Source organism: Agrobacterium vacciniicorymbosi (assembly GCF_040427045.1).
In the GTDB taxonomy this organism is placed as follows: Bacteria; Pseudomonadota; Alphaproteobacteria; order Rhizobiales; family Rhizobiaceae; genus Agrobacterium.
In genome coordinates this window covers 57,684-80,431 of the sequence record NZ_JBETMF010000008.1, presented here as the reverse complement: position 1 = coordinate 80,431, position 22,748 = coordinate 57,684, and the positions used below count along the sequence as shown (strand labels likewise).

The 22,748-nt window shown below is 58.9% G+C and carries 17 protein-coding genes; 4 read left to right on the top strand and 13 right to left on the bottom strand.

Annotated elements, in window-relative coordinates:
• Positions 1-118 precede the first annotated feature (118 nt).
• Entirely contained in the window at positions 119-349 is a 231-nt protein-coding gene (rpsU, locus tag ABUK73_RS13970; RefSeq protein ID WP_045228355.1) for a 30S ribosomal protein S21, read from the bottom strand.
• Between the two features lie 178 nt (positions 350-527).
• A complete protein-coding gene (locus ABUK73_RS13965) occupies positions 528-2,090 on the bottom strand; it encodes a rhomboid family intramembrane serine protease (protein ID WP_353577815.1) in 1,563 nt (520 codons plus the stop codon).
• 246 nt (positions 2,091-2,336) lie between these two features.
• Between ABUK73_RS13965 and ABUK73_RS13960 the strand changes: the two genes are divergently transcribed.
• The 4 genes from ABUK73_RS13960 (at position 2,337) to ABUK73_RS13945 (ending at position 7,631) form a co-directional block, all read left to right on the top strand.
• Positions 2,337-3,590, top strand: a complete 1,254-nt coding sequence (locus ABUK73_RS13960; RefSeq protein WP_062452148.1) for a sarcosine oxidase subunit beta family protein — start codon at positions 2,337-2,339, stop codon at positions 3,588-3,590.
• A 231-nt stretch (positions 3,591-3,821) separates the two neighbouring features.
• Positions 3,822-4,136 carry a sarcosine oxidase subunit delta gene (locus tag ABUK73_RS13955; RefSeq protein WP_353577814.1) on the top strand — a complete coding sequence of 105 codons (315 nt, stop codon included), beginning with the start codon at positions 3,822-3,824 and terminating at the stop codon, positions 4,134-4,136.
• Positions 4,133-7,090 carry a sarcosine oxidase subunit alpha gene (locus ABUK73_RS13950; protein ID WP_353577813.1) on the top strand — a complete coding sequence of 986 codons (2,958 nt, stop codon included), beginning with the start codon at positions 4,133-4,135 and terminating at the stop codon, positions 7,088-7,090. Before ABUK73_RS13955 ends, ABUK73_RS13950 begins: the two co-directional genes overlap by 4 nt.
• Positions 7,083-7,631: a sarcosine oxidase subunit gamma gene (locus ABUK73_RS13945; RefSeq protein WP_353577812.1), complete on the top strand. Its 549-nt coding sequence runs from the start codon at positions 7,083-7,085 to the stop codon at positions 7,629-7,631. The genes ABUK73_RS13950 and ABUK73_RS13945 overlap by 8 nt, the downstream gene beginning before the upstream one ends.
• A gap of 42 nt (positions 7,632-7,673) precedes the next feature.
• On the opposite strand, the gene ABUK73_RS13940 is transcribed toward ABUK73_RS13945, so the two are convergent.
• From ABUK73_RS13940 to ABUK73_RS13890, 11 genes are all read right to left on the bottom strand, one after another.
• On the bottom strand, positions 7,674-8,306 hold the full coding sequence (locus tag ABUK73_RS13940) for a LysE family translocator (RefSeq protein WP_353577811.1): 633 nt from the start codon (positions 8,304-8,306) through the stop codon (positions 7,674-7,676).
• A 159-nt stretch (positions 8,307-8,465) separates the two neighbouring features.
• A complete protein-coding gene (locus ABUK73_RS13935) occupies positions 8,466-8,849 on the bottom strand; it encodes a type II toxin-antitoxin system VapC family toxin (protein ID WP_353577810.1) in 384 nt (127 codons plus the stop codon).
• A complete protein-coding gene (locus tag ABUK73_RS13930; protein WP_353577809.1) occupies positions 8,846-9,046 on the bottom strand; it encodes a type II toxin-antitoxin system VapB family antitoxin in 201 nt (66 codons plus the stop codon). The genes ABUK73_RS13935 and ABUK73_RS13930 overlap by 4 nt, the downstream gene beginning before the upstream one ends.
• Positions 9,047-9,200: 154 nt before the next feature.
• Positions 9,201-10,571 carry an APC family permease gene (locus ABUK73_RS13925; RefSeq protein ID WP_353577808.1) on the bottom strand — a complete coding sequence of 457 codons (1,371 nt, stop codon included), beginning with the start codon at positions 10,569-10,571 and terminating at the stop codon, positions 9,201-9,203.
• A gap of 133 nt (positions 10,572-10,704) precedes the next feature.
• A complete protein-coding gene (locus tag ABUK73_RS13920; protein ID WP_113089372.1) occupies positions 10,705-11,193 on the bottom strand; it encodes a MaoC family dehydratase in 489 nt (162 codons plus the stop codon).
• Positions 11,194-11,288: 95 nt separating this feature from the next.
• Positions 11,289-13,241, bottom strand: a complete 1,953-nt coding sequence (gene glgX / locus ABUK73_RS13915) for a glycogen debranching protein GlgX (RefSeq protein ID WP_353577807.1) — start codon at positions 13,239-13,241, stop codon at positions 11,289-11,291.
• A gap of 240 nt (positions 13,242-13,481) precedes the next feature.
• Positions 13,482-15,113 (bottom strand): alpha-D-glucose phosphate-specific phosphoglucomutase, encoded by a 1,632-nt coding sequence (locus tag ABUK73_RS13910; RefSeq protein ID WP_353577806.1) that lies wholly within the window; start codon positions 15,111-15,113, stop codon positions 13,482-13,484.
• Entirely contained in the window at positions 15,114-16,556 is a 1,443-nt protein-coding gene (gene glgA / locus ABUK73_RS13905; RefSeq protein WP_113089375.1) for a glycogen synthase GlgA, read from the bottom strand. It lies immediately after the preceding gene.
• 5 nt (positions 16,557-16,561) lie between these two features.
• On the bottom strand, positions 16,562-17,824 hold the full coding sequence (gene glgC / locus ABUK73_RS13900; RefSeq protein WP_113089376.1) for a glucose-1-phosphate adenylyltransferase: 1,263 nt from the start codon (positions 17,822-17,824) through the stop codon (positions 16,562-16,564).
• Positions 17,825-17,884: 60 nt separating this feature from the next.
• Positions 17,885-20,092 (bottom strand): 1,4-alpha-glucan branching protein GlgB, encoded by a 2,208-nt coding sequence (glgB, locus tag ABUK73_RS13895; RefSeq protein ID WP_113089377.1) that lies wholly within the window; start codon positions 20,090-20,092, stop codon positions 17,885-17,887.
• Positions 20,092-22,554, bottom strand: a complete 2,463-nt coding sequence (locus ABUK73_RS13890; protein WP_113089378.1) for a glycogen/starch/alpha-glucan phosphorylase — start codon at positions 22,552-22,554, stop codon at positions 20,092-20,094. Before ABUK73_RS13890 ends, glgB begins: the two co-directional genes overlap by 1 nt.
• Positions 22,555-22,748 lie beyond the last annotated feature (194 nt).

The following is a 22,748-nucleotide window of genomic DNA, read 5'->3' as shown; positions in this document are numbered from 1 at the left end:
GTTCATGCGATATGGGTTCCCTCTAACAGGCCGGTTCCACGGTCATAAACTCAAAGAGCGGCGGCGAAAAATTCGCCCCCGCCCCATAAGCATTCAAAAACGTCGAAAAGACGACCTATCAGCGTGCCGGAGCGCGCGGGCCAGCAATCAGACCTTCGCGCTGCATGCGCTTGCGTGCCAGCTTGCGAACGCGGCGAACGGCTTCAGCCTTTTCGCGAGCGCGCTTCTGGGAAGGCTTCTCGTAGTAATCACGCATCTTCATTTCGCGGAAAATGCCTTCGCGCTGCATCTTTTTCTTGAGAGCGCGAAGCGCCTGATCAACGTTGTTGTCGCGGACTAGTACCTGCACGTGAATCCCGTTCCTTTGGTTGGTTATTTTGCCGTGTGAATAATGGCATTCGCAAGCAAACAAAAAATCGTTCGGTTGGCCGTATGGCCGCGCGATTGGTGACGTGCAATATCAGATCATTTTTGCGAAGTCCAGCCGTTAACGCGAATAGGATCGGGAAAATGGTGTTTTCGGCCCACTAAAGCGCGCCCAGACGCTGCAAGCCTTCGCGGCTGGTAATGTTCGTTGGGTCTTTTTCCAGCACGGTCCGATAACCGGCGATGGCTTTTTCCCGTTCGCCCATGGCTTCGAGGATATGAGCCCGAGTGCCGATTGCGTCCATATAGTCTGGAGTCATCGAAAGCGAATGTTCGACATCGACAAGCCCCTCCTGTTGACGTCCGAGATTAAAGTAGGCCCATGCCCGACCGTTCCAAGCCTCGGCATCCTTGATGCCGTAGTCCATTGCTCGTGTGTAGTCTTCGATTGCCTTTTCGTATTGCTGCATCATGATATATGCGCCAGCCCTTGCCAGATAGGTGGATGACTCCTGCGGGGCGAGTTGAAGCGAGAGATTGTAATCCTTCATTGCCTCATCAAGATCGTCCAATATCTTGAATGCCGTCCCGCGCATCATGTACCCCATTGCATCCGTGGGATCTATTTCGGTGATCTCGCGGTAGTCACGCATGGCGGCCTGCGTGTCGCTCTTTTGTTGTTGGGCGCCTGCGCGATAGAACAGGGAACCGATATCGGTCGGTTCGCGGTCGAGAATGGTGTCGTATAGTTTAATCGCGTCGTCGTATCGCCTTAAGTTATAAAGAGCAGATGCCTTGGAATATAGATTTGCCGATGACGCATCTATTGCCGCTGCCGCCTCGAAGTCCTGTAAAGCTCCGTTCCAGTCTCTCATCGAAAAGCGTTGGTTGCCTCGCGCCGAAAAAGCAGCCGCATCGTTTGGAGATTGCCGAATTTTCTCATCCAGTTCCGCAGCCCGTCTTGCCGTCAGGCGGGCGTCATAGGCCGGGGGATTTTCTGCGGCGAGGTAAGTTGCCCATGCGCCTTGCGAAAGATTGACGGCAAGAAACGCGCCGACGAGCGCCATGCAGGCCAGTGCGGACTTAGAGCGGAAAAACGGGGTCGTCTCGCCTTTTGCCGGACCGAGGACCAAACCGGCAGCAAGGCCGCCTATCAACCCGCCAAGATGTCCGGCATTGCTGATGTTTTCAGAAAGCGTGACGCCGAATGCGAAATTCGCTAAGACCCAGAGCAATTCCGCCTTGACCGGTGCCCAGCGTGCAGGATCGTCGCTGCGGATACCGTAAGCGACCATTGCTCCGTAAAGGCCCAGAACACCGCCGGATGCACCCAGAGAATACATCTCGCCAGTTGCCGCCGACAGAAGTGCGCCTGCGACGCCTGCGGCTGTATAGATGACGAAGGTTTTCGCCTTGCCATATTGCTGGCTGACGACAGGAAAGAACGCAAAAAGGCAAAGCGCATTGAGCACGATGTGTAGGATATCGAGATGGAGATAGGTCGACGTTATCAGTGACCAGATATTCAACTGTTGCAACGGCAGGCTGCCGCCCATGCCCATATCGACCAGCGTTTCCTGAGAGGGTTCGAACAGGAACCTCACCCACGGCTCGCCAGCGGGTGCCGCGACCATACTCAAGCCTGCCGACAGAAGATAAATGGCGGCGCATGCGCCGACCACAGACCATGCAAGTTCATCAGTGGGCTTTCGAAACAGGCGCATGATAATCTCAACTCTGGCAAGAATTTCAGATGCGGATATACCGATAGTGAAAGTTTTCCATCCCGACAATATGTGGGGTGGGCCAGCCGAAAAAAGACGTTTCGGGCAGTCCTTTTTCGCGCGTTTATGGCAATGTCGATACTTTATGTCGCCGCGTCGCAAAACGGACATTACTGTCGTTCTTCATTTGCGATGTGTAAGGTTCTGCCGGAACGGTCCAGCCGGTTTTCAAGGAGTGGTTCGCGAATGCGCAAATTTTCGGTTTTTGCCGTGGCTCGCGAGGCCTTGCGGGCGCATAAGGGATGGGAGGCGCAGTGGGCCTCTCCTGAACCGCGCAAGGAATATGATGTCATCATCATCGGTGGTGGCGGGCATGGGCTGGGCGCGGCTTACTACCTTGCCAAGGAGCATGGCATTACCAATGTGGCGGTGCTGGAAAAAGGCTGGATTGGCGGCGGCAATACTGGCCGCAACACCACGATCATCCGCTCCAACTATCTCTATGAAGAGAGCATGGATATTTACGAGCATTCCCTGAAACTGTGGGAAGGCTTGAGCCAGGATCTCAATTACAACACCATGTATTCGGCGCGTGGCGTGATGATGCTGTCGCACAATGTGCATGACCAGCAGAGCTTCAAGCGCCATATCAATGCCAACCGCCTCTATGGCATCGACAATGAATGGCTGACGCCGGAGCAGGCGAAAGCTTACTGTCCGCCGCTCGATATTTCCGCGAATGCCCGCTACGCCATCAATGGTGCAGCGCTTCAGCGGCGTGGCGGCACGGCGCGGCATGATGCGGTGGCCTGGGGTTATGCCCGTGGCGCATCGGATCGCGGTGTTCACATCATCCAGAACTGCGAAGTGACTGCCATCAGGCGCGGGCCGGATGGTGCGGTGACCGGTGTCGAGACCAACAGGGGCTTTATCGGCGCCAAGAAGATCGGCGTTTCGGCGGCGGGGCATTCCTCCGTCATCATGAACATGGCCGATGTGCGGGTGCCGCTGGCTTCCAACCCGTTGCAGGCGTTGGTGTCCGAGCCTTTGAAACCGATTTTCCCCTGTGTGGTCATGTCCAACACGGTGCACGCCTATATCTCGCAATCCGACAAGGGCGAGCTGGTGATCGGCGCGGGGACGGACCAGTATAATTCCTATTCCCAGACCGGCGGTTTGCAGATCATCACCCACACGCTGGATGCCATCTGCGAGCTATTTCCGATTTTCCGCCGCGTGAAGATGATGCGCCAATGGGGTGGGATTACCGACAACACGCCGGATCGTTCCGCTATTCAGAGCGTAACGCCGGTGCCGAACCTGTTCGTGAATTGCGGCTGGGGCACGGGTGGCTTCAAGGCGACGCCGGGGTCCGCACATCTGTTTGCGCATCTCATCGCGCGCGGTGAGCCTCATAAGCTGGCCGAAGGTTTGACGCTGGAGCGGTTCCGTTCTGGACGGCTGATCGATGAGGCGGCAGCGGCGGCGGTGGCGCATTGATGGTGCCCATCATGGCTTTGCGGGTGCCATACCCCCCTCTGTCCTGCCGGACATCTCCCCCTCAAGGGGGGAGATCGATCTGCCGCAACCTCTCGCCTATCTTCAACTTTGCGAATGGAGTGACGAAGGAGTGTCTTGCTGATCTCCCCCCTTGAGGGGGAGATGTCCGGCAGGACAGAGGGGGGTGCCCCTCCGCACACCATTCAACGTGAAATTTCAGGACTTTGAACCATGCTGCTGATCCGTTGTCCCTATTGTGAAGAAGAGCGTTCCGAGCTGGAGTTCCGCTGGGCAGGGGAGGCGCATATTGCGCGGCCCGAAAACATTGCCGGAATTTCCGATGAGGAATTTGCCGAATATTTCTTCATGCGTGACAATGACAAGGGCATGGTGTTCGAGCGCTGGCGGCACATTCACGGCTGCGGGCGCTTCTTCAATGCCGCACGCCATTCCGTGACTGACAAAATCCATCTGACCTACAAGGCGGGAGAGCCGAAGCCGGATGAGGCGACGGTGCTGGCCGGACATGAAGGAGCAGCCCGATGAGCGGCGCCTATCGCATCAAAGGCGCTGGCCGCCTGACGCCTGCGCGCACGGCGCGCTTTACCTTCGATGGCAAAATCCACACGGCTTTGCAGGGTGATACGGTGGCATCCGCGTTGCTGGCCGATGGCGTGCATCTGATTGGCCGCTCGTTCAAATATCACCGTCCGCGCGGGTTTCTTTCCGCCGGGCCGGAAGAGCCGAATGCGTTGATTGATGTTTCCAGAGATAGCAGCCGCAAGCAGCCGAATGTGCGCGCCACGGTGCAGGAAGTGTTCGATGGGGCAATCGTGTCCTCGCAGAACCGCTTTCCCTCGCTGTCCTTCGATGTGGGCGCGGTGAATGATTTCCTTTCGCCCATGTTCGTGGCGGGCTTCTACTACAAGACCTTCATGTGGCCGAAGGCTGCGTGGGACAAGCTCTATGAGCCGATCATCCGTCGCGCCGCAGGTCTGGGCAATGCGCCGAAGGAAGGCGATAGCGACCATTATGCCAGCCGTTACGCCCATTGCGACGTGCTGGTGGCAGGCGGCGGCGTGGCCGGTCTCACGGCAGCGCTGGCTGCGGCCAAGATGGGTGCGAAGGTTATTCTGGCGGATGAAAACCCGGAGGTTGGCGGCGCGCTTCGCTTCGATACCGGCACCACCATCGACGGTATCAACGGCTATGACTGGGCGCAAAGGACTTTGGCCGAGTTGAAAGCCATGGCGAATGTGCAGGTGCTGACGCGCACGACCGTGTTCGGTTATTACAACCACAATTTCATCGGCCTTGCAGAGCGCGTGACCGACCATCTGGCGACAACGGGACATGAGCCGCGCGAGCGGCTGTGGCAGGTGCGGGCGAAGAAGGTTTTGCTGGCGACCGGTGCCATCGAACGGCATATGGTGTTTGCCAATAATGACCGCCCCGGCATCATGCTGGCATCGGCGGCGCGCACTTATCTCAACCAGTATGGTGTGACGGTGGGCCACAATGTGGGTGTCTATACCGCGCATGATTCTGCCTATGAAACAGCCTTTGATCTGAAGCGGGCAGGGGTGGCGATTGCGGCCATCGTGGATTGCCGCGCCAACCCGGACGCGAAGCTTCTGGACGAGGCGCGGGCGCTGGGCATCGAGGTGCTGGCTGGCCATAGCGTGTATAATACTGCTGGGCGTCTGCGGGTGTCTTCCATCACGGTGGGCCGCAATGGTGGCTCGTCCAAGCGCAAGATCAAGGTGGATGCGCTGGTGGTTTCCGCAGGCTGGACGCCATCCGTGCATCTGTTCTCGCAATCGCGCGGCAAGCTGACATACGACACGGAAAACCAGCGTTTTCTGCCTGATGTGCATGTGCAGGATTGCGTCTCCATCGGTGCCTGCGACGGCACAGATGATCTGGACGAGCTGATTGCCGAGGCGGCTGGCGCTGGCGGCGGTGCGGTGGCGTTCTCCGGCCAGAATGCACGTGCATGGACCGGCGGCATGATAGGGGCTGCGGAAGGGGCTGGCGAAGGCGACAACGTCAAGGCTTTCATCGATTTCCAGCACGATGTCTGCGCCAAGGATATTCGCCTTGCGGTGCGTGAGGGCATGCACTCCATCGAGCATATCAAGCGCTTCACCACCAATGGCATGGCGTCCGATCAGGGCAAGATGTCCAACATGCATGGTCTGGCCATCGCGTCGGAAGCGCTGGGGCGTGATCTGCCCAAGGTGGGGCTGACGACGTTCCGTGCGCCCTATACGCCTGTTACCTTCGGCACGCTGGTGGGCCATTCGCGCGGCAAGCTGTTTGATCCCGCCCGCAAGACGCCGATGCATGCGCTGGAAGAGGCCGCCGGTGCCGCCTTCGAAGATGTGGGCAACTGGAAGCGCGCATGGTTCTATCCACGCGCCGGCGAAGACATGCACCAGGCGGTGAACCGCGAATGCAAGACGGTGCGCGAGACGGTGGGCGTGTTCGATGCCTCCACGCTCGGCAAGATCGAGGTTGTCGGGCCGGATGCGGCAAAGTTCCTCAACCTGCTCTACACCAACGCCTGGGACACGCTGAAGCCGGGTCGTTGCCGCTATGGCATCATGACCCGCGAAGATGGTTTCGTTTATGATGACGGCGTGGTGGGGCGTTTGGCGGAAGACCGCTTCCATGTGACGACGACGACCGGCGGTGCGCCGCGCGTGCTGCACCATATGGAAGACTATCTCCAGACGGAATTCCCGCATCTGAACGTGTGGCTGACATCCGCCACCGAACAATGGGCCGTCATTGCCGTGCAGGGACCGAAGGCGCGGGAGGTGATTGCGCCGCTGATGGAGGGTATCGATCTTTCACCCGAAGCCTTCCCGCATATGGCGATTGCCGAAGGCACGATCTGCGGTGTGCCGACACGGCTGTTCCGCGTGTCCTTTACGGGCGAACTCGGTTTCGAAATCAATGTACCCGCCGATTTCGGCCCGGCTGTTTGGAAGGCGGTTGCCGAGCGTGCAGAAGCCGTGGGCGGTTGCCTTTATGGCACCGAAACCATGCATATTCTGCGCGCCGAAAAGGGGTATATCATCGTCGGTCAGGATACGGACGGCACGGTGACGCCTGACGATGCGGGCCTTGGCTGGGCGGTTTCCAAGAAGAAGACGGATTTCGTAGGCATTCGCGGCCTGCAGCGCCCGGACCTCAAACGTGAGGGGCGCAAGCAACTCGTCGGCTTGCTGCCGAAAAACCCGCATGACGTGCCGGAAGAAGGCGGTCAGATCGTGGCCGATCCGAACCAGCCAAAGCCGATGACGATGCTGGGGCATGTGACCTCTGCTTACTGGTCTGAAAATCTGGGCCGCTCCATCGCCTTCGGTCTGGTGGCTGGTGGCCGGGCGCGCATGGGTGAAACGCTCTATATTCCGCTGGCCGACAAGACGATTGCGGTGGAGGTGACGGACATGGTGTTCTTCGACAAGGAAGGAGGCCGCATCAATGGCTGATATCGCAATGGCAAACCGCACATTGGTTCTGGAAGGCGCTCGCGCCGGTTCGGCACAAGTCTCCATCAAGATGGCGGCACCCGCTTACCGGCTGTCGCTGCGCGCCAAGGCGGATGCTGTCAGCGAGCTTTCCCGGGCGCTCGACATCAGCCTGCCACAGGCTCCGAAAACCTCCACCACCTCCGGCCTTCGTGCCGCGCTCTGGCTCGGACCGGATGAATGGCTGGTGATCGACCAGGGCGAGAGCAACCTCATGGATGCCTGCGCCATGGTCTCCACCCCCCACTCCGCCACCGACGTCTCCCACCGCAACACGGCCATCACCGTGTCTGGCACGGGCGCGGAGGCCACGCTCAACGCAGGCTGCCCGCAGGATTTGTCGCTTGGCGTGTTTCCAGTCGGGGCGTGTTCGCGCACGATCTTTGGCAAGGCGGAAGTGGTAATCCTGCGAGTGGCGGAAGACACGTTCCGGGTGGAATGCTGGCGATCTTTTGCGGACTATGTGTTCGGGTTGCTGGAAGAGGGTGCGCGGGATGCCTGAGGATGATCAGGCAGAGCCTACGCACTGCCTGATGTTACCTCTTTAGTTTCTGGTGCCGAGTGCCAGACGGAATGCCAAACCGGCAAACACTGTTGCCAGCAGATACTGCGGTAGCTTTGGAAACCGGCTGACTGCTGACAAACGGCGACGGATGCTGGTGCCCAACAGAGTGACCGCCCCATTCACCAGAAAACCAATACCGTTCAGAATGCTGGCGAGAACCACCGTCTGGATGAGCATCGAGCTGCCATTCGGATCGATGAATTGCGGAAACAGCGCCAGCACAAATAACGCCATTTTCGGGTTGAGGAGATTTGTCGCGAGGCCTTCACTGAAAATTCGTTTGGCTGACAGTTTTTTGAGACCTGACGAGGGCGCGAAAGCTGAGCTTTGTGAACGAAGGGTCTTGTAGGCCAGATAGAGCAAATAGGCGCACCCCGCCCAGCGCACGATTTCATAGGCAACGGGAACGGTCAGAAACAGCTGAGAGAGACCGAGTGCCGCCGCGATGGCGTGGCAATATGTTCCAGCAGCTATTCCGGCATAGGTGAGAAAGCCGGCAGAACGACCTTGGCTGACACTGCGGGAGGCAATCAGCAGCATATCAGGGCCGGGTGTTGCTGTCAGAACGACTGCTGCGGCGGAAAAAAGCATGAGTGTGGAAAAGTCCGGCATAATATTTCCTTTTGAAATGGGAGCCGGAATTCCGATGTATCATTGTTGCTGGGGATTGCAACTGTGCTTGGTGGCGCCTGTTATCTTTTGCGCTTAGAGGAATAGGTACTGGTGGATTGCGGTAAGGGGGCAGGAGCTTGAGGCACTGAAAACACACATCTAGTTGGATGGGTTCACGGGCGAGTACAACGCGGCACCTGCTTTTCGAGCCGCCGATGCCAAGCGCTTGTCTCTTGTCCACAAGACCGCTCGCCGATCAAGCAGCGTGGACGCAAGCAAATGTGCGTCGGTGTAGCCAATTCCCATGCTGAAGATTGAGTGCCGGTCAATCGTGACCATCACTTCATCATGGGTCGCAACGACTATTTCCCGCTGCGCAGTCAAAAAATTTATCACGTCATTGCGGTCCCGAAGACTGCCGAGCCCCAGTTCACCAATAATGGCAGGGTGGCAGAGAAGGCGGTCGTCCTCGATGATTTTCTGCAACTCCGTATCGCCGTGACGGAAATGATCAATCCAGATTGACGTGTCCACCAGTATCACTTTGTGGAATCGCTCCGGCGACGGGGTGCTGCTTCTGCATCGGGCATGGAACTTCCGAGCGCAATAAGCCTCTTTCCTGACTCGACCCGTACAAGCGTCTCCAATGCCTGACGAACCAGCGCAGCCGTTTCATTCGTCCCCGTCAGGGATTTCGCGCGCTGCAGAAGTGTGTCATCAAGATTGATAGTGGATCGCATGTCAGGGTCCTGCCGAGGGCGCTGCGTGTAGTTCGAACCTATAAGTAGCACCAAATGGTGCTAAAATCCATGCGTCCGTATATTTTTGTGCAGCTAGAATCCTACGCTTCCTTTGCACGCTACCAGCAATCTCCATTTCGATTGCGGCGGGAGTTCACGCCGCCTTCTCCTGCATCCGCATGAACCCAACCGTCGCCAGCCACAACAGCACTCCAATAAACAGCAGCACGCCAGCAATCGAATATTGCACCGGGTCGCGCCCGGTCCAGGGGCCGACGAGGAAGAAGCAGCTGACGGCGCCGATGATGGGAAGGATGGTGGGGGTGCGGAAGTGTTTGTGGGCCACCTTGTCCTTGCGTAGCACCAGCACCGCGACATTAACGATGGTGAAGACGCCCAGCAGCAGCAGTGCGGTGGTGCCGCCGAGTGCTGGAACGCCGCCTGCGAAGGCGATGAGGCCGATGGCGATGAGCGAGGTGAAGATGATGGCGATATAGGGTGTCTGGCGGCCTTTGTGGACCTTTCCGAGTGCTGGCGGCAGCACGCCTTCGCGGCTCATACCGTAGATCAGGCGGCTGGCCATCATCATGTTGATGAGCGCGGAGTTGGCCACCGCGAACATGGTGATGATGCCGAAAATGCCGATGGGGAAGTTGGGTGCGCCAGCGGCCACCACTTTCAGCAGAGGTGTTTCGCCTTCGCCCAACTCTGCTGCCGGAACCAGCGTGATGGCGGAAATGGCGACGAGAACATAGATGACGCCGGTAATGGCAAGGCCGCCCAGCAGGACTTTCGGGAAGATGCGGGCTGGCTGCTTGCACTCTTCGGCCATGTTGACCGAATCCTCGAAGCCGACCATGGCGAAAAAGGCGAGCGTCGTGGCTGCAACGACAGACCAGATGACGCCGTGTTCGCCCGCAGGCTCGAATGTCCAGACGCGCGAGACATCACCCTGACCATTGCCGATGGCCCAGAAGCCGATGCCGATGATGATCAGCAGGCCGGTGAGTTCCACGACCGTCAGCACCACATTCATCTTCACGCTTTCGCCCACACCCCGAAAATTGATGAGGGCGATGGCGACGATGAAGGCGATGGCAACGCCGGTGACGCCAAAGGCACCGAAATCAAATCCGGTAACGGTGGTGAAGTTGGCGGCAAAGGCGCGGGAGGCGGTGGAGGCTGAGGTCACGCCCGAGGACATGACGGTGAAGGCCACGAGGAAGGTAATGAAGTGCACGCCGAAGGCCTTGTGCGTATAGAGCGCGGCACCGGCGGCCTTGGGGTATTTCGTGACGAGTTCCAGATAGGAGCAGGCGGTGAGAAGCGCGACGCCGAAGGCGATCAGGAAGGGCAGCCAGACGACGCCACCAACTTCCGCCGCGACCTGTCCGGTCAGCGCGTAAATGCCGGTACCGAGGATATCACCGACGATGAACAGAAGCAGCAGCCCCGGCCCGATCACGCGTTTGAGTTCGGTTGTTGGCTCAGCCGAGTTGTCGGGATTTGTAACAGATTTTGCCATTGAAATTCCCCCTCAATGCGTGTGGATTTCAACGCGGATGGGGAGAACATGTTCCCGTGGTTTTAAAGAAAACATTGCGCGCAATGTTTGCTGACGAAGCTTGTCGGACTATGTGGGAGGTCGGATATTGGTCTTAATCCTCGTCCGGTCGATCCTCGGGGTTGAACTGGCTGATTGTGGTCCACCGTGTGGTGAGTGCCGGTTTCTTTTCACCTTCGATTTCCACCGTCACGTCATAGGTGTTCATCAGCATAGCCGCGCCGCGGAAGCGGGCTTCGGCGAGGGTGAAGTGGCCGCGGATGCGGGCGCCGCTTTTGACGGGGGTGACGAAGTGGAGTTTGTCGAAGCCGTAATTGATGCCCATGGTCTGTTCGCGGATTTTGGGCAGGGCGCTGTAGTTCATGGCTGAGAGCAGCGAGACTGTGAGGAAGCCGTGGGCGATGGTGCCGCCGAAGGGGCTTTCGGCTTTGGCGCGCTCTGGGTCCGTGTGGATGAACTGGTCGTCCAGCGTTGCCTTGGCGAAGGCGTCGATCATCGCCTGATCGACGGTGATCCAGTCGGATGTTCCGACTTCGGAACCGACAAGGCCTTTGACCTCAGCCAGAGAGATTTCCTTGGGCATGGTTCCTCGCGACGGGACAGGGTTATGAGGGGGCTTTTGAGATGGAGCTTACAGGCCTCTGATTAAAGAACAATCGCCATTTTGCGCTGCAATATTTAGCACTGTCTATAAAACACCACGGAGCGAGTGGGCAGATGGGCGGGATTGCCGAAATCCGTGCCCAGCGGTTGCCATGCGCCCGGCAGGGTGAAGGGCACGACGTCGTGGGTACGGTTAAAGAGGATAGCAAGGCGCACGGTGTCGCCCGTTTCCAGATCGCGGGTTTTCAACAGCATGGCGAGCGGCGTTCCCTCTGGCCTTTCCCAATCGGCCACGGTCATGGGCTCGCCTGTCGGTGAAAGCCATCGCACGTCATCGGTGTTGGTGGAGAAGAAGTCAGCTTCGCTGAAGACCTCGAAGCGCTTGCGCAGGGCGGCGAGGTAGGCGGTGTGCTCGATCAGCTCTGGCAAAAGCCTGCCCCAATCGACCCAGGTGATGTCGTTGTCCTGGCAGTAGGCGTTGTTGTTGCCGCGCTGGCTGCGGCCCGCCTCATCGCCCGCCGTCAGCATGATGGTGCCACGGGTAACGAAGAGGGTTGAGAGCAGGGATTTGACATCGGCGATGCGCGCCGCATTGACGGCGAGGTTGTCGGTCAGGCCTTCGATGCCATTGTTCCACGAATGGTTTTCATTGTGACCATCCCGGTTGCATTCGCCATTGGCTTCATTGTGCTTGTGTTCGTGCGCCACGAGATCGAAAAGCGTAAAGCCATCATGGGCGGCGAGGAAGTTGACGCTACGGGTGGCGGTTCGGTTATGGCGGGAGAAGATGGCGGATGAGCCGGCGAGTGCATCGGCCAGTGCGCCTGTGGTGCCGGCATCGCCGCGCCAGTATCGGCGAAGGTCATCGCGGGCGCGGTCGTTCCATTCGAGGAAGTTTTCCGGGAAATTGCCGAGCTGGTAACCGCCGGGGCCGATGTCCCAGGGTTCGGCAATCATGATGCGGTCTTGCAGCAAAGGGTCTTCGACCATGGCGGCGAGGGTTTTGCTGGCGGTGTCGAAACCGGTGGCCGTGCGACCGAGGATGGGGGCGAGGTCGAAGCGGAAGCCGTCTATGCCCGCATGCGCCACGAAGTGCCGGAGCGTGTCTAGAACCAGTTGGCGAAGTTGTGGGTGGTCGCAGGCGACGGTGTTGCCGGTGCCGGTATCATTGACCAGCGTGCCGGGATCATCCGGCAGATGGCGATAATAGCTGAGATTATCCAGCCCGCGCAGCGACAGCGTCGAGCCGAAGCGATCGCTTTCGCCAGTGTGGTTGAAGACGAGATCGAGAATGACGCCGATGCCGTTTTCGTGCAGGGTGGCCACCGTCTCGCGCAGCTCTTCCACGCCACCGGGGCAAAGGCGCGGATCGAGCGCCATGAAGCCGACGGGGTTGTACCCCCAGCCATTGGTGAGGCCGAGAGGCGGAAGATGGCGCTCATCGATCCAGGCGGTGATGGGCATCAGCTCGATGGCATCGACGCCGATGGTTTTGAGGTGGGCGATAATGGAGGGGTGGGCAAGGGCCGCGACCGTTCCCTTAATGGCATCTGGCACATCCGGGTGCAGCATGGTGAAGGGCTTGACAGCGACTTCGTAGATCAGGCCGCCGGGTGCGAAGCGGGGCGGCTGGCGTTTTACCCGATGGTGCTGCGAGACGATGGACTTCGGCATGATGGGTGCCGTGTCCGTGCCGAAGGTGAACAGCGCCGGGTCGTGGGCGAATGGCCGGTCGATTTGCGTGGCATAGGGGTCGAGTAGGAGTTTGGACGGGTCGAACCAGAGGCCGTGATCGGGTGCGTAGACGCCATCGGTGCGGAAGCCGTAGCGGGTACCGATGGGGGCGTTTGTGGTGAGGCGGTGGATGTCGTTCTCATCGCGCTGCATGGGCAGGCGGGCGGTCTGAGTCGTGCCGGTTTCGTCGAAGAGGCAGAGGTGGATCTGTGAGGCGTGGCGGGAGTAGACGGAGAATGCCGTTCCGTTTTCCGAGGGGATGGCGCCTTTGGGAGAAACGGTGGGATTTGGCATTTGGGTTTCCATTTGTTGGCTGTGTGGGTGGGGTTCACCCCCCTCTGTCCTGCCGGACATCTCCCCCTCAAGGGGGGAGATCGGCTGGGCGCGCTGACATCACTTCAATCTCGTCAACAAACGTGGCCGAAAGGGTGCCGCGAGTCGATCTCCCCACCTGAGGGGGAGATGCCCGGCAGGGCAGAGGGGGGAAGCCCCACCCACTGTCCTGACCGAATGCCGCAACGCAACCTCAGACGATTACGTAATAACCGTCGGCGCATCACGCCCCGTATGCTTCTTGATCCCCGCAATCGCATCCGCCGCAGAAATCAAATCCGCCAAAGCCTCCTGCGTCTCGATATTATGCCGAGACGCATCGGCCTCGTAACGCTCGACATAGAGACGCAACGTCGCGCCCGCCGTACCGGTGCCGGAGAGGCGGATGACGATGCGGGAGCCGCCTTCGAAGAGGATGCGGATGCCCTGGTTCTTGCTGACGGACTGATCGACCGGGTCGTTGTAGGCGAAATCGTCGGCGGCCTTCACTTTCAGCGCGCCATAGGTGGTGCCGGGCAGGGTGGCGAGCTTTTCGCGCAGGATGGAGACCAGCGTGTTGGCGGCGTCGCTGTCGACTTCTTCATAGTCGTGGCGGGAGTAGTAATTGCGGCCATACTCTGCCCAGTGCTTGGTGACGATGTCCTTGACGCTTTCCTTGCGGGCGGCGACGATATTCAGCCAGAACAGCACGGCCCAGAGGCCGTCCTTTTCACGCACATGGTTGGAGCCGGTGCCGAAGCTTTCTTCGCCGCAGATGGTGACCTTGCCGGCGTCCAGCAGGTTGCCGAAGAATTTCCAGCCGGTGGGCGTCTCATACATGCCGATGCCGAGCTTTTCGGCAACGCGGTCTGCGGCGGCACTTGTTGGCATGGAGCGGGCGATGCCGGAAATGCCAGCTGCATAGCCGGGCGCCAGCGTCGCATTGGCGGCGATGATGGCAAGGCTGTCGGATGGCGTCACGAACATGCCTTTGCCGACCACCATGTTGCGGTCGCCGTCACCATCGGATGCTGCGCCGAAATCTGGGCCTGCCGCGCTCATCACCTCGTCATACATTTCCTTGGCATGAACGAGGTTTGGGTCGGGATGGTGACCGCCGAAATCGGGCAGGGGAACGGAATTGTGCACGGAACCGGCGGGTGCACCGAGGCGCTTTTCGATGATCTCGACCGCGTAAGGTCCGGTGACGGCGCTCATGCTGTCAACCACGACGCGGAAACCACCGGCGATGAGGTTGCGGATGGCGGGGAAGTCGAAGAGCTCTTCCATCAGCGTTGCGTAATCGGCAACGGGGTCGATGACCTCAACCGTCATGCCGTCAACGTCAGCCGTTCCAATCGTATCGAGATCGATATCGGCGGCGTCGGAGATGCGATAGGTCTCGATGGCCTTGGTGCGCTCAAAAATGGCGTCGGTGATTTTTTCCGGTGCCGGGCCGCCATTACCGATATTGTACTTGATGCCGAAATCTTCGTTGGGGCCGCCGGGATTATGGCTGGCTGACAGAACGATGCCGCCGAAGGCCTTGTATTTGCGGATGATGTTGGAGGCCGCAGGCGTGGACAGAATGCCGCCCTGACCGACCAGAACCTTGCCGAAACCGGCAGCAGCAGCCATTTTGACGGCCTTCTGGATGACTTCGCGGTTGTAGTAGCGACCATCGCCGCCGATCACCAGCGCTTGTCCAGCAAAACCTTCAAGGCTGTCGAAAATCGACTGGATGAAGTTTTCCGCATAGTTTTCCTGCGCGAAGACAGGCACTTTCTTGCGAAGGCCGGATGTGCCCGGCTTCTGGTCCTGAAATGGTTTGGTTTGAACGGTCTTGATGGTCATTTACTGGCCTTTCGAAATAAGTTGGGCGTAGAGCGCGGCGTAAAGACCAGCGCTCTTTTCCCAGGAAACATCCGATTTCATGCCCTGCTTCTGCATCTGCGTCCACAGTTTCTGATCGTGATAGTAGCGCACCGTGCGTCTGATAGCCTGACGCAAACCTTCCGGCGTGATCGAGGTGAACTGCACGCCGGTCGCCACTTTCGCGGCAACGGCAGCGTGGTTGGCATCGATGACGGTGTCGTTCAGTCCGCCGTTTCGCGCCACAACGGGAATGCAGCCATAGCGCAGCGCATAAAGCTGGGTCAGGCCGCAGGGCTCGAAGCGTGAGGGGATGATGATGGCGTCACAGCCCGCCTGCATGAGATGCGACAGCGGCTCGTTATAGCCGATAGCGACGCCGACACGGCCCGGGTGGCGCGATGCTGCGGCCAGAAGGGCACCTTCCAGCGCAATCTCGCCAGCGCCCAGCACGACGAGGCGGCCACCCATGGCGACGATATCGTCCACCACCTCTGTCACGAGGTCTATGCCCTTTTGCCATGTCAGGCGCGAGATGACGCAAAAGAGCGGGCCGCTGTCCTGATCGATCCGGAAATGGCTGGCGACAGAGGCCTTGTTCAGAGTGCGCAGCTTCAGATTGGCGGCGGAGTAATTGTGGTTGACCAGATGGTCTGTGGCCGGGTTCCAGACATCGGCGTCGATGCCGTTGACGATGCCGTGCATGACATGGGCGCGGCTTCTGATGACGCCATCCAGCCCCATGCCGAATTCCGGTGTCAGGATTTCCTCGGCGTAGGACGGGCTGACGGTGCTGATGGCCGTCGAGGTCTGTACACCGCCCTTGAGGAAGCTGATATCGTTGTAATATTCGATGCTTTCGGTGCTGAAAGCATGGGCGGGCAGGCCCAGCTGGCTGAAGATATTGGCACCGAATTGGCCCTGAAAGGCGATGTTGTGGATGGTCAGAACGCTCGGAAGTTCCGGCGTTTCCGCATAACGCATATAGACCGGGGCCATGGCGGCCTGCCAGTCATGAGCGTGCAGCAGGTCCGGCTGCCAGCCCGGCAGCTTGCCCGCGGCGATTTCGGCTGCTGCCAGTGAAAGCGCTGCGAAGCGCTTCCAGTTATCCTCGAAATCCTTGCCGGTGGAATCGAGATAGGGACCGGCTGGGCGGTCGTAATAGGCGGGCACATCGAGGATCAGAAGATCGAGACCCTCGTGATGCGCTTCGAGAATATCGGCACGCTCTCCCAGCAGATCGGGCAGTTCGGCAATCTTGACCGCATCCGCCACAGCTGCCTTGACGGCAGGGTAACCGGGAATAAGCGTTCGGGTGGTGATGCCATATGCCTTGAGAGCGATGGGAAGCGCGCCAGCGACATCGGCGAGCCCCCCGGTCTTGATGAGTGGATAGACTTCGGACGCAACCGAAAGAACATTCATGAGGTCTACAGATCCAGCTTGTCGATCATCGATTGGGTTATCAGGCAAATGCCGCTTTCCGTGCGGCGGAAGCGTTTTCCATCGAGTTCCGGGTCCTCTCCGACGATCAGTCCTTCCGGGATGACGACGCCATGGTCGATCACCACATTGCTCAGCTGGGCGTGACGCCCGATCTTCACACTCGGCAGCACTACGGCATTCTCAAGGCGTGAGTATGAATTTGCGCGCACGCCTGTGAACAACAGGCTGCGGTTCAATGACGAGCCAGAGATGATGCAGTCACCGGCAACGACAGACGATGTGGCCGAACCACGGCGCTTCTCATCGTCATGCACGAATTTCGCCGGCGGCAGAATTTCCGCATAAGTCCAGATCGGCCAGGATTTATCATAAATGTCGAGGTCAGGAACGATATCGGTAAGGTCGATATTGGCCTGCCAATAGGCATCGATGGTGCCGACATCGCGCCAATAGGGCTCGTGTTCAAAATCGGACCGTACGCAGGAGGAAGCGAAGCGGTGGGCAACGGCTTTGCCGTGCTGGACGATGTGGGGAATGATGTCCTTGCCGAAGTCGCGGCTGGAATTGGGGTCGCTGGCATCGCGGCGAAGGCAATCCATCAGGAATTTCGTGTGGAACACGTAGATACCCATGGAGGCCAGCGCGAAGTCTTCATTGCCGGGAATGCCCGGCGGGTCGGCAGGCTTTTCGATGAAATTGATGATTTCATCCTTGTCGTTGACATGCATGACGCCGAAGCCGGTGGCTTCCATGCGCGGCACTTCAAGGCAGCCGATGGTGACGTCAGCGCCCGAGTCCACATGCTGTTGCAGCATGTATTCGTAGTCCATCTTGTAGATGTGGTCGCCCGCCAGAATGACCATATATTCCGGGCCATAGGGCTCGATGATATCGATATTCTGATAGACCGCGTCGGCGGTGCCTTCATACCATTGCGTTTCGGACACGCGCTGGGAGGCGGGCAGAATATCGAAGCTTTCGTTACGTTCCGGGCGGAAGAAGTCCCAGCCGCGCTGAAGGTGGCGGATGAGCGAATGCGCCTTGTACTGCGTGGCGACGCCGATGCGTCGAATGCCGGAGTTCAAGGCATTCGAAAGGGCGAAATCGATGATGCGGGCCTTGCCACCGAAATAGACGGCGGGTTTTGCGCGACGGTCCGTCAGCTCCTTCAGGCGGCTGCCACGGCCACCAGCAAGCACATAGGCCATTGCATCACGCGCCAGTGGCTGAACTCTTTTCTCACTCATAGCAGTCCTCCCATAAAATTCCCGTATGTTCCCTTGGTGTCGAAGCACCGTTTTTGGCTGTTAATTTTCCAACTCCAGCATGATGACCGCAAGTGGCGGCAGTGTCAGCGTGGCACCGATGTTACCTCCCGCATCCACAGCCTGCACGCGACCGCCATTGCCCTTGCCGCTGCCGCCGTAAATCTCGGCATCGGTGTTCAGCACTTCACGCCAGCGACCGGCTGTGGGCAGCGGCACGTAGAAGTTTTCGCGATAGACAGGCGTCAGGTTACAGATGACGGCAACCGGCTTTTCGCCCGGCGCCATGCGCAGCCAGGCAAAGACCGAATTTTCATGGTCATCGGCAGACAGCCACTGGAAGCCCTCCGGCTCGCAATCGCGCGCATGCAGCGCACCTTTGGAGCGGTACATGAAATTGAGATCGCGCACGAGGCGGCGCATGCCCTCATGCATATGATATTGCAGCAGGTTCCAGTCGAGCGCGGTCTTTTCGCTCCATTCGCTCCACTGCGCAAATTCCTGGCCCATGAACAGCAGCTTCTTGCCGGGATAACCCCACATGAAGGCGTAATAGGCACGCAGATTGGCAAATTTCTGCCAGTCGTCACCCGGCATCTTGGCAATCATCGAGCCCTTGCCGTGCACCACTTCATCATGGGAAATCGGCAGCACGAAGTTTTCGCTGAAAGCGTAGAGCAGGCCGAAGCTGAGTTCCTGATGGTGGAATTTGCGATGCACCGGCTCTCGCTGGAAATAGCTCAGCGTGTCGTGCATGAAGCCCATGTTCCACTTGAAGCCGAAGCCGAGACCGCCCTCATGCACCGGCTGCGACACCTTTGGCCAGGAGGTGGATTCCTCGGCAATGGTCATGACGCCGGGGTGGTTGCCGTAGATTAGCGTGTTCATCTGCTGGAGGAAGCGGACGGATTCCAGGTTTTCGCGCCCGCCATATTCGTTGGGCACCCACTCGCCTTCCTTGCGGGAATAATCGAGGTAGAGCATGGAGGCGACGGCATCGACGCGCAGGCCATCGAGATGGAATTTCTCGGCCCAATAAAGCGCGTTGTTGATGAGGTAGGACATGACCTCGACGCGACCGAAATTATAGATCGCCGTGTTCCAGTCCGGGTGGAAACCCTGACGCGGATCGGCATGTTCGTAAAGCGCTGTGCCATCGAACCATTTCAGGCCATGCTCATCCGTCGGGAAGTGGGCAGGAACCCAGTCCAGAATGACGCCGATGCCAACCTTATGCGCGCCATTGACGAAACGGGCAAAGCCTTCCGGCTCTCCGAAACGCGCGGTTGGTGCGTAAAGCCCCGTGGTCTGATAGCCCCAGGACGGATCGTAGGGATGTTCGGTGATGGGCATGAACTCGATATGGGTAAAGCCCATATCGGCGCAGTAGGGGATCAGCCGCGCTGCCAGTTCGTCCCATGACAGCAGCGAACCATCTTCGGCATGCTGCCAGGAGGATGCGTGGACTTCGTAGATGGTAATCGGCTGGCGGCGCTGGTCGATGCTGGCCCAGTGCTTGCGGTGGGCCTCGTCACTCCAGTCCTGAACCAGTTCCGGCGTGGTGACGGAGGCATTCTTGGGGCGCAGTTCAGCGCGGCGGGCGTAAGGGTCGGCCTTTAGCGGCAGCAATTCGCCATGCGGGCCGATGATCTCGAATTTGTAGCTACAGCCGGAATAGACATCCGGTGCGAAGATTTCCCAAAGGCCCGTATCCTTGCGGAACCGCATGACATGGCGGCGGCCATCCCAATTGTTGAAATCTCCCACCACGGACACGCGCCGGGCATTAGGAGCCCAGACGGCGAAGTGAAAGCCTTCGACGCCTTCGAGTTTCAGCGGGTGGGCGCCCAGCTTGTCGAAAAGGCGCAAATGCGAGCCCTCACGGACGTAATAATCATCCATGGGGCCAAGCACGGGGCCGAAGCTGTAAGGATCGGTTACGGCCCATTCGGCATCGTCACGCAGTGCGCGATAGCGGATAGGCTGGCGCTTGGACAGCGTGATCGGCCCTTCGAAGAACCCTTCATCATCGGTGCGGACCAATTCCCCTGCAACGTTGCCGTCCAGGGTCATGGCCGTCACTTCTTCCGCACCGGGAATGAAGCAGCGCGCCACAAAGCCGTCCGGGGTCTGGTGAACACCCAGGACGGCAAAGGGGTTGGAATGCAAACCGCTCTTGATTGCCTCGATCTCAGCCTTAGCTGTAGCGCCAGTCTTTGTCTCTTCGGCAGAATTGAGCGGTTTCTTCATCAAGCTCTCCAGATTTCGGTTGCATATTGCCGGATCGTCCGGTCGGACGAGAACCAGCCCATGCGTGCCGTATTGCGCACGGTTTTTTCGTACCAGCTGTTCGTGTCGCTCCAGATGGCATCGACGTCGCGCTGTGCCTGCGCATAAGCGTCGAAGTCTGCCGCGACCATGAACCAGTCATTGTTGTAGATACCGTCCATCAGGGCCGAGAAACGGGACCTGTCATCCGGCGAAAACACGCCGGAGGCGATGGATGACACCGCCTGCGACAGTTCGGCGGAGTTTTCGATGATGGCGCGCGGATTGTGGCCTTCGGCGCGGGCCTGAGCCACTTCATCCGCGGTCTTTCCGAAGATGACGATGTTGTCCTTGCCGACATGTTCGAGCATTTCGACATTCGCACCATCAAGCGTGCCGATGGTGAGCGCGCCGTTCAGGCCAAACTTCATGTTGCCGGTGCCGGAGGCTTCCATGCCAGCCGTCGAAATCTGTTCCGACAAATCAGCCGCTGGAACCATGATCTCCGCAAGGGACACGTTGTAATTGGGAATGAATACCACTTTCAGAAGCCCGCGCACTGCCGGATCGTTATTGATGACACGCGCGATATCATTGGCGAGCTTTATGATGAGCTTTGCATTGTGATAACTCGGCGCTGCTTTGCCAGCGAAGAACTTAACGCGCGGCACCCAATCCAGTTCCGGGCGGGAACGGATTTGATCGTAAAGCGCAACAGCCTCGATGAGGTTGAGCAGCTGGCGCTTATATTCGTGGATACGCTTGATCTGGATGTCGAACATGGCCGATGGATCGACACGGATACCCATGCGCTGGGCAACCAGATTGGCAAGGCGGACCTTGTTCTGGCGCTTGATTTCGGCAAACTTCTCGCGGAAGCCCTTGTCTTCGGCAAAGCGGTCCAGCGCCACCAGCTTTTCCGCGTCATCCAGGAATTCATCGCCGATGGACTGGCGGATGAGGTCGGTGAGGCCGGGATTGCACTGCATCAACCAGCGGCGTGGCGTAATACCGTTGGTCTTGTTGTTGATGCGCTCTGGATAAAGTGTGTGAAGGTCGGCAAACACCGTTTCCTTCATCAGTTCGGTGTGAAGTGCCGATACGCCGTTGATGGAGTGCGAGCCGATAAAGGCGAGGTTGCCCATGCGCACACGCCGCTCTCCGCCCTCTTCGATGACGGAGATGGAGCGTATCTGCTGATCGACCATCTTCTTTTCCTTGCGGGCGAAAAGAAGCGTGTTGGCGTTGATCGCATAGATGATCTGCATGTGGCGCGGTAACAGCCGCTCCAGCAGAGGCACCGGCCAGCTTTCCAGCGCTTCGGGCAGAAGCGTGTGGTTGGTGTAGGAGAAGGTGCCGCGTGTGATCGTCCAGGCTTCTTCGAAATCATGTCCGTGCACGTCGCACAGAAGGCGCATCATTTCGGCAATGGAAATGGCCGGATGCGTGTCGTTGAGCTGGATGGACACCTTGTCGGCGAGGTTGGTGAAATCAGGATATTGCTGCAAATGGCGGCGTAGAATGTCCTGAAGCGAGGCGGACGAGAAGAAATATTCCTGCCGCAGACGCAGTTCCTGCCCTGCCGGGTTGGCATCGGCGGGGTAAAGCACGCGGGTCAGGGCCTCGGCCTTGTTGCTTTCACGCAGCGCGCCGATGTGATCGCCCGCGTTGAAGGCATCGAGCAGGATCGGATCGATGGGCTGGGCCGACCACAGGCGAAGCGTGTTGACGCGTGTGCCGCGCCAGCCGACGACGGGCGTATCATAGGCGGTGGCGATCATGCGCTCTGCCGGTTTCCAGACGAAGCGCTGCGGCTCTTCATAACCGCCGATGGTTTCGACAGCGCCGCCGAAGCCGATTTCATAGGAGCTTTCGCGACGTTCGAATTCCCAGGGGTTGCCATGGGCAAGCCATGTCTCGGGAAGTTCCACCTGCCAGCCATCCGCCATCTGCTGGCGGAAAAGGCCGTGCACGTACCGGATGCCATATCCATAGGCCGGGATATCGACGGTGGCCATCGATTCCATGAAGCAGGCGGCGAGACGGCCAAGACCGCCATTGCCAAGTGCCGCATCCGGCTCCAGACCGGCGATCACGTCGAACTCGACACCCAGCGATGTCAGCGCATCCTTGATCTCGCCCATCAGGCCGAGATTGGAGATGGCATCGCGCATCAGGCGGCCGATCAAAAACTCCAGCGACAGATAATAAACGCGCTTGCTGTCGTTCTGATATGCCTTGCGGGTGGATTCCATCCACTTGTCGATGACGCGGTCGCGGATGACCAGAATGGTGGCGGTCAGCCAGTCATGCGGCTTTGCGACCTTGACGTCCTTGCCGATGCGATAGGTAAGTCTTTCGATGATTTCATTGGCAAGAACTTCTGGCTCCGAGCTGCGTGGGGCGGGGCGGGGAAGGTCGTTGGTGGCGAGTTTGTTGATCATTGGTCGGTCAGTACCTTGGTGGGAGGAGGGGGCCTGATTCTGTCGATCCGTCATATCGTCTCGAATGCGATTTATGCATCGTTCACAGCCTCTGGCAACAGCCGATTTTGGGGAGGCAGGTATGATTTTACCGTCTGAATCAGCGGCATGGTGTTGTGCAGTCAAAACAAAAGCCGCAAGAACGGTCAGGTTCT

Coding starts and splice junctions, on each gene's coding strand:
- ABUK73_RS13910 (WP_353577806.1), bottom strand. CDS start 15,113: ATGACCATCAAGACCGTTCAAACCAAACCATTTCAGGACCAGAAGCCG.
- ABUK73_RS13965 (WP_353577815.1), bottom strand. CDS start 2,090: ATGCGCCTGTTTCGAAAGCCCACTGATGAACTTGCATGGTCTGTGGTC.
- ABUK73_RS13890 (WP_113089378.1), bottom strand. CDS start 22,554: ATGATCAACAAACTCGCCACCAACGACCTTCCCCGCCCCGCCCCACGC.
- glgX (WP_353577807.1), bottom strand. CDS start 13,241: ATGCCAAATCCCACCGTTTCTCCCAAAGGCGCCATCCCCTCGGAAAAC.
- ABUK73_RS13940 (WP_353577811.1), bottom strand. CDS start 8,306: ATGCCGGACTTTTCCACACTCATGCTTTTTTCCGCCGCAGCAGTCGTT.
- ABUK73_RS13920 (WP_113089372.1), bottom strand. CDS start 11,193: ATGCCCAAGGAAATCTCTCTGGCTGAGGTCAAAGGCCTTGTCGGTTCC.
- ABUK73_RS13925 (WP_353577808.1), bottom strand. CDS start 10,571: ATGGCAAAATCTGTTACAAATCCCGACAACTCGGCTGAGCCAACAACC.
- ABUK73_RS13950 (WP_353577813.1), top strand. CDS start 4,133: ATGAGCGGCGCCTATCGCATCAAAGGCGCTGGCCGCCTGACGCCTGCG.
- ABUK73_RS13930 (WP_353577809.1), bottom strand. CDS start 9,046: ATGCGATCCACTATCAATCTTGATGACACACTTCTGCAGCGCGCGAAA.
- ABUK73_RS13955 (WP_353577814.1), top strand. CDS start 3,822: ATGCTGCTGATCCGTTGTCCCTATTGTGAAGAAGAGCGTTCCGAGCTG.
- glgC (WP_113089376.1), bottom strand. CDS start 17,824: ATGAGTGAGAAAAGAGTTCAGCCACTGGCGCGTGATGCAATGGCCTAT.
- ABUK73_RS13945 (WP_353577812.1), top strand. CDS start 7,083: ATGGCTGATATCGCAATGGCAAACCGCACATTGGTTCTGGAAGGCGCT.
- glgA (WP_113089375.1), bottom strand. CDS start 16,556: ATGAATGTTCTTTCGGTTGCGTCCGAAGTCTATCCACTCATCAAGACC.
- ABUK73_RS13960 (WP_062452148.1), top strand. CDS start 2,337: ATGCGCAAATTTTCGGTTTTTGCCGTGGCTCGCGAGGCCTTGCGGGCG.
- glgB (WP_113089377.1), bottom strand. CDS start 20,092: ATGAAGAAACCGCTCAATTCTGCCGAAGAGACAAAGACTGGCGCTACA.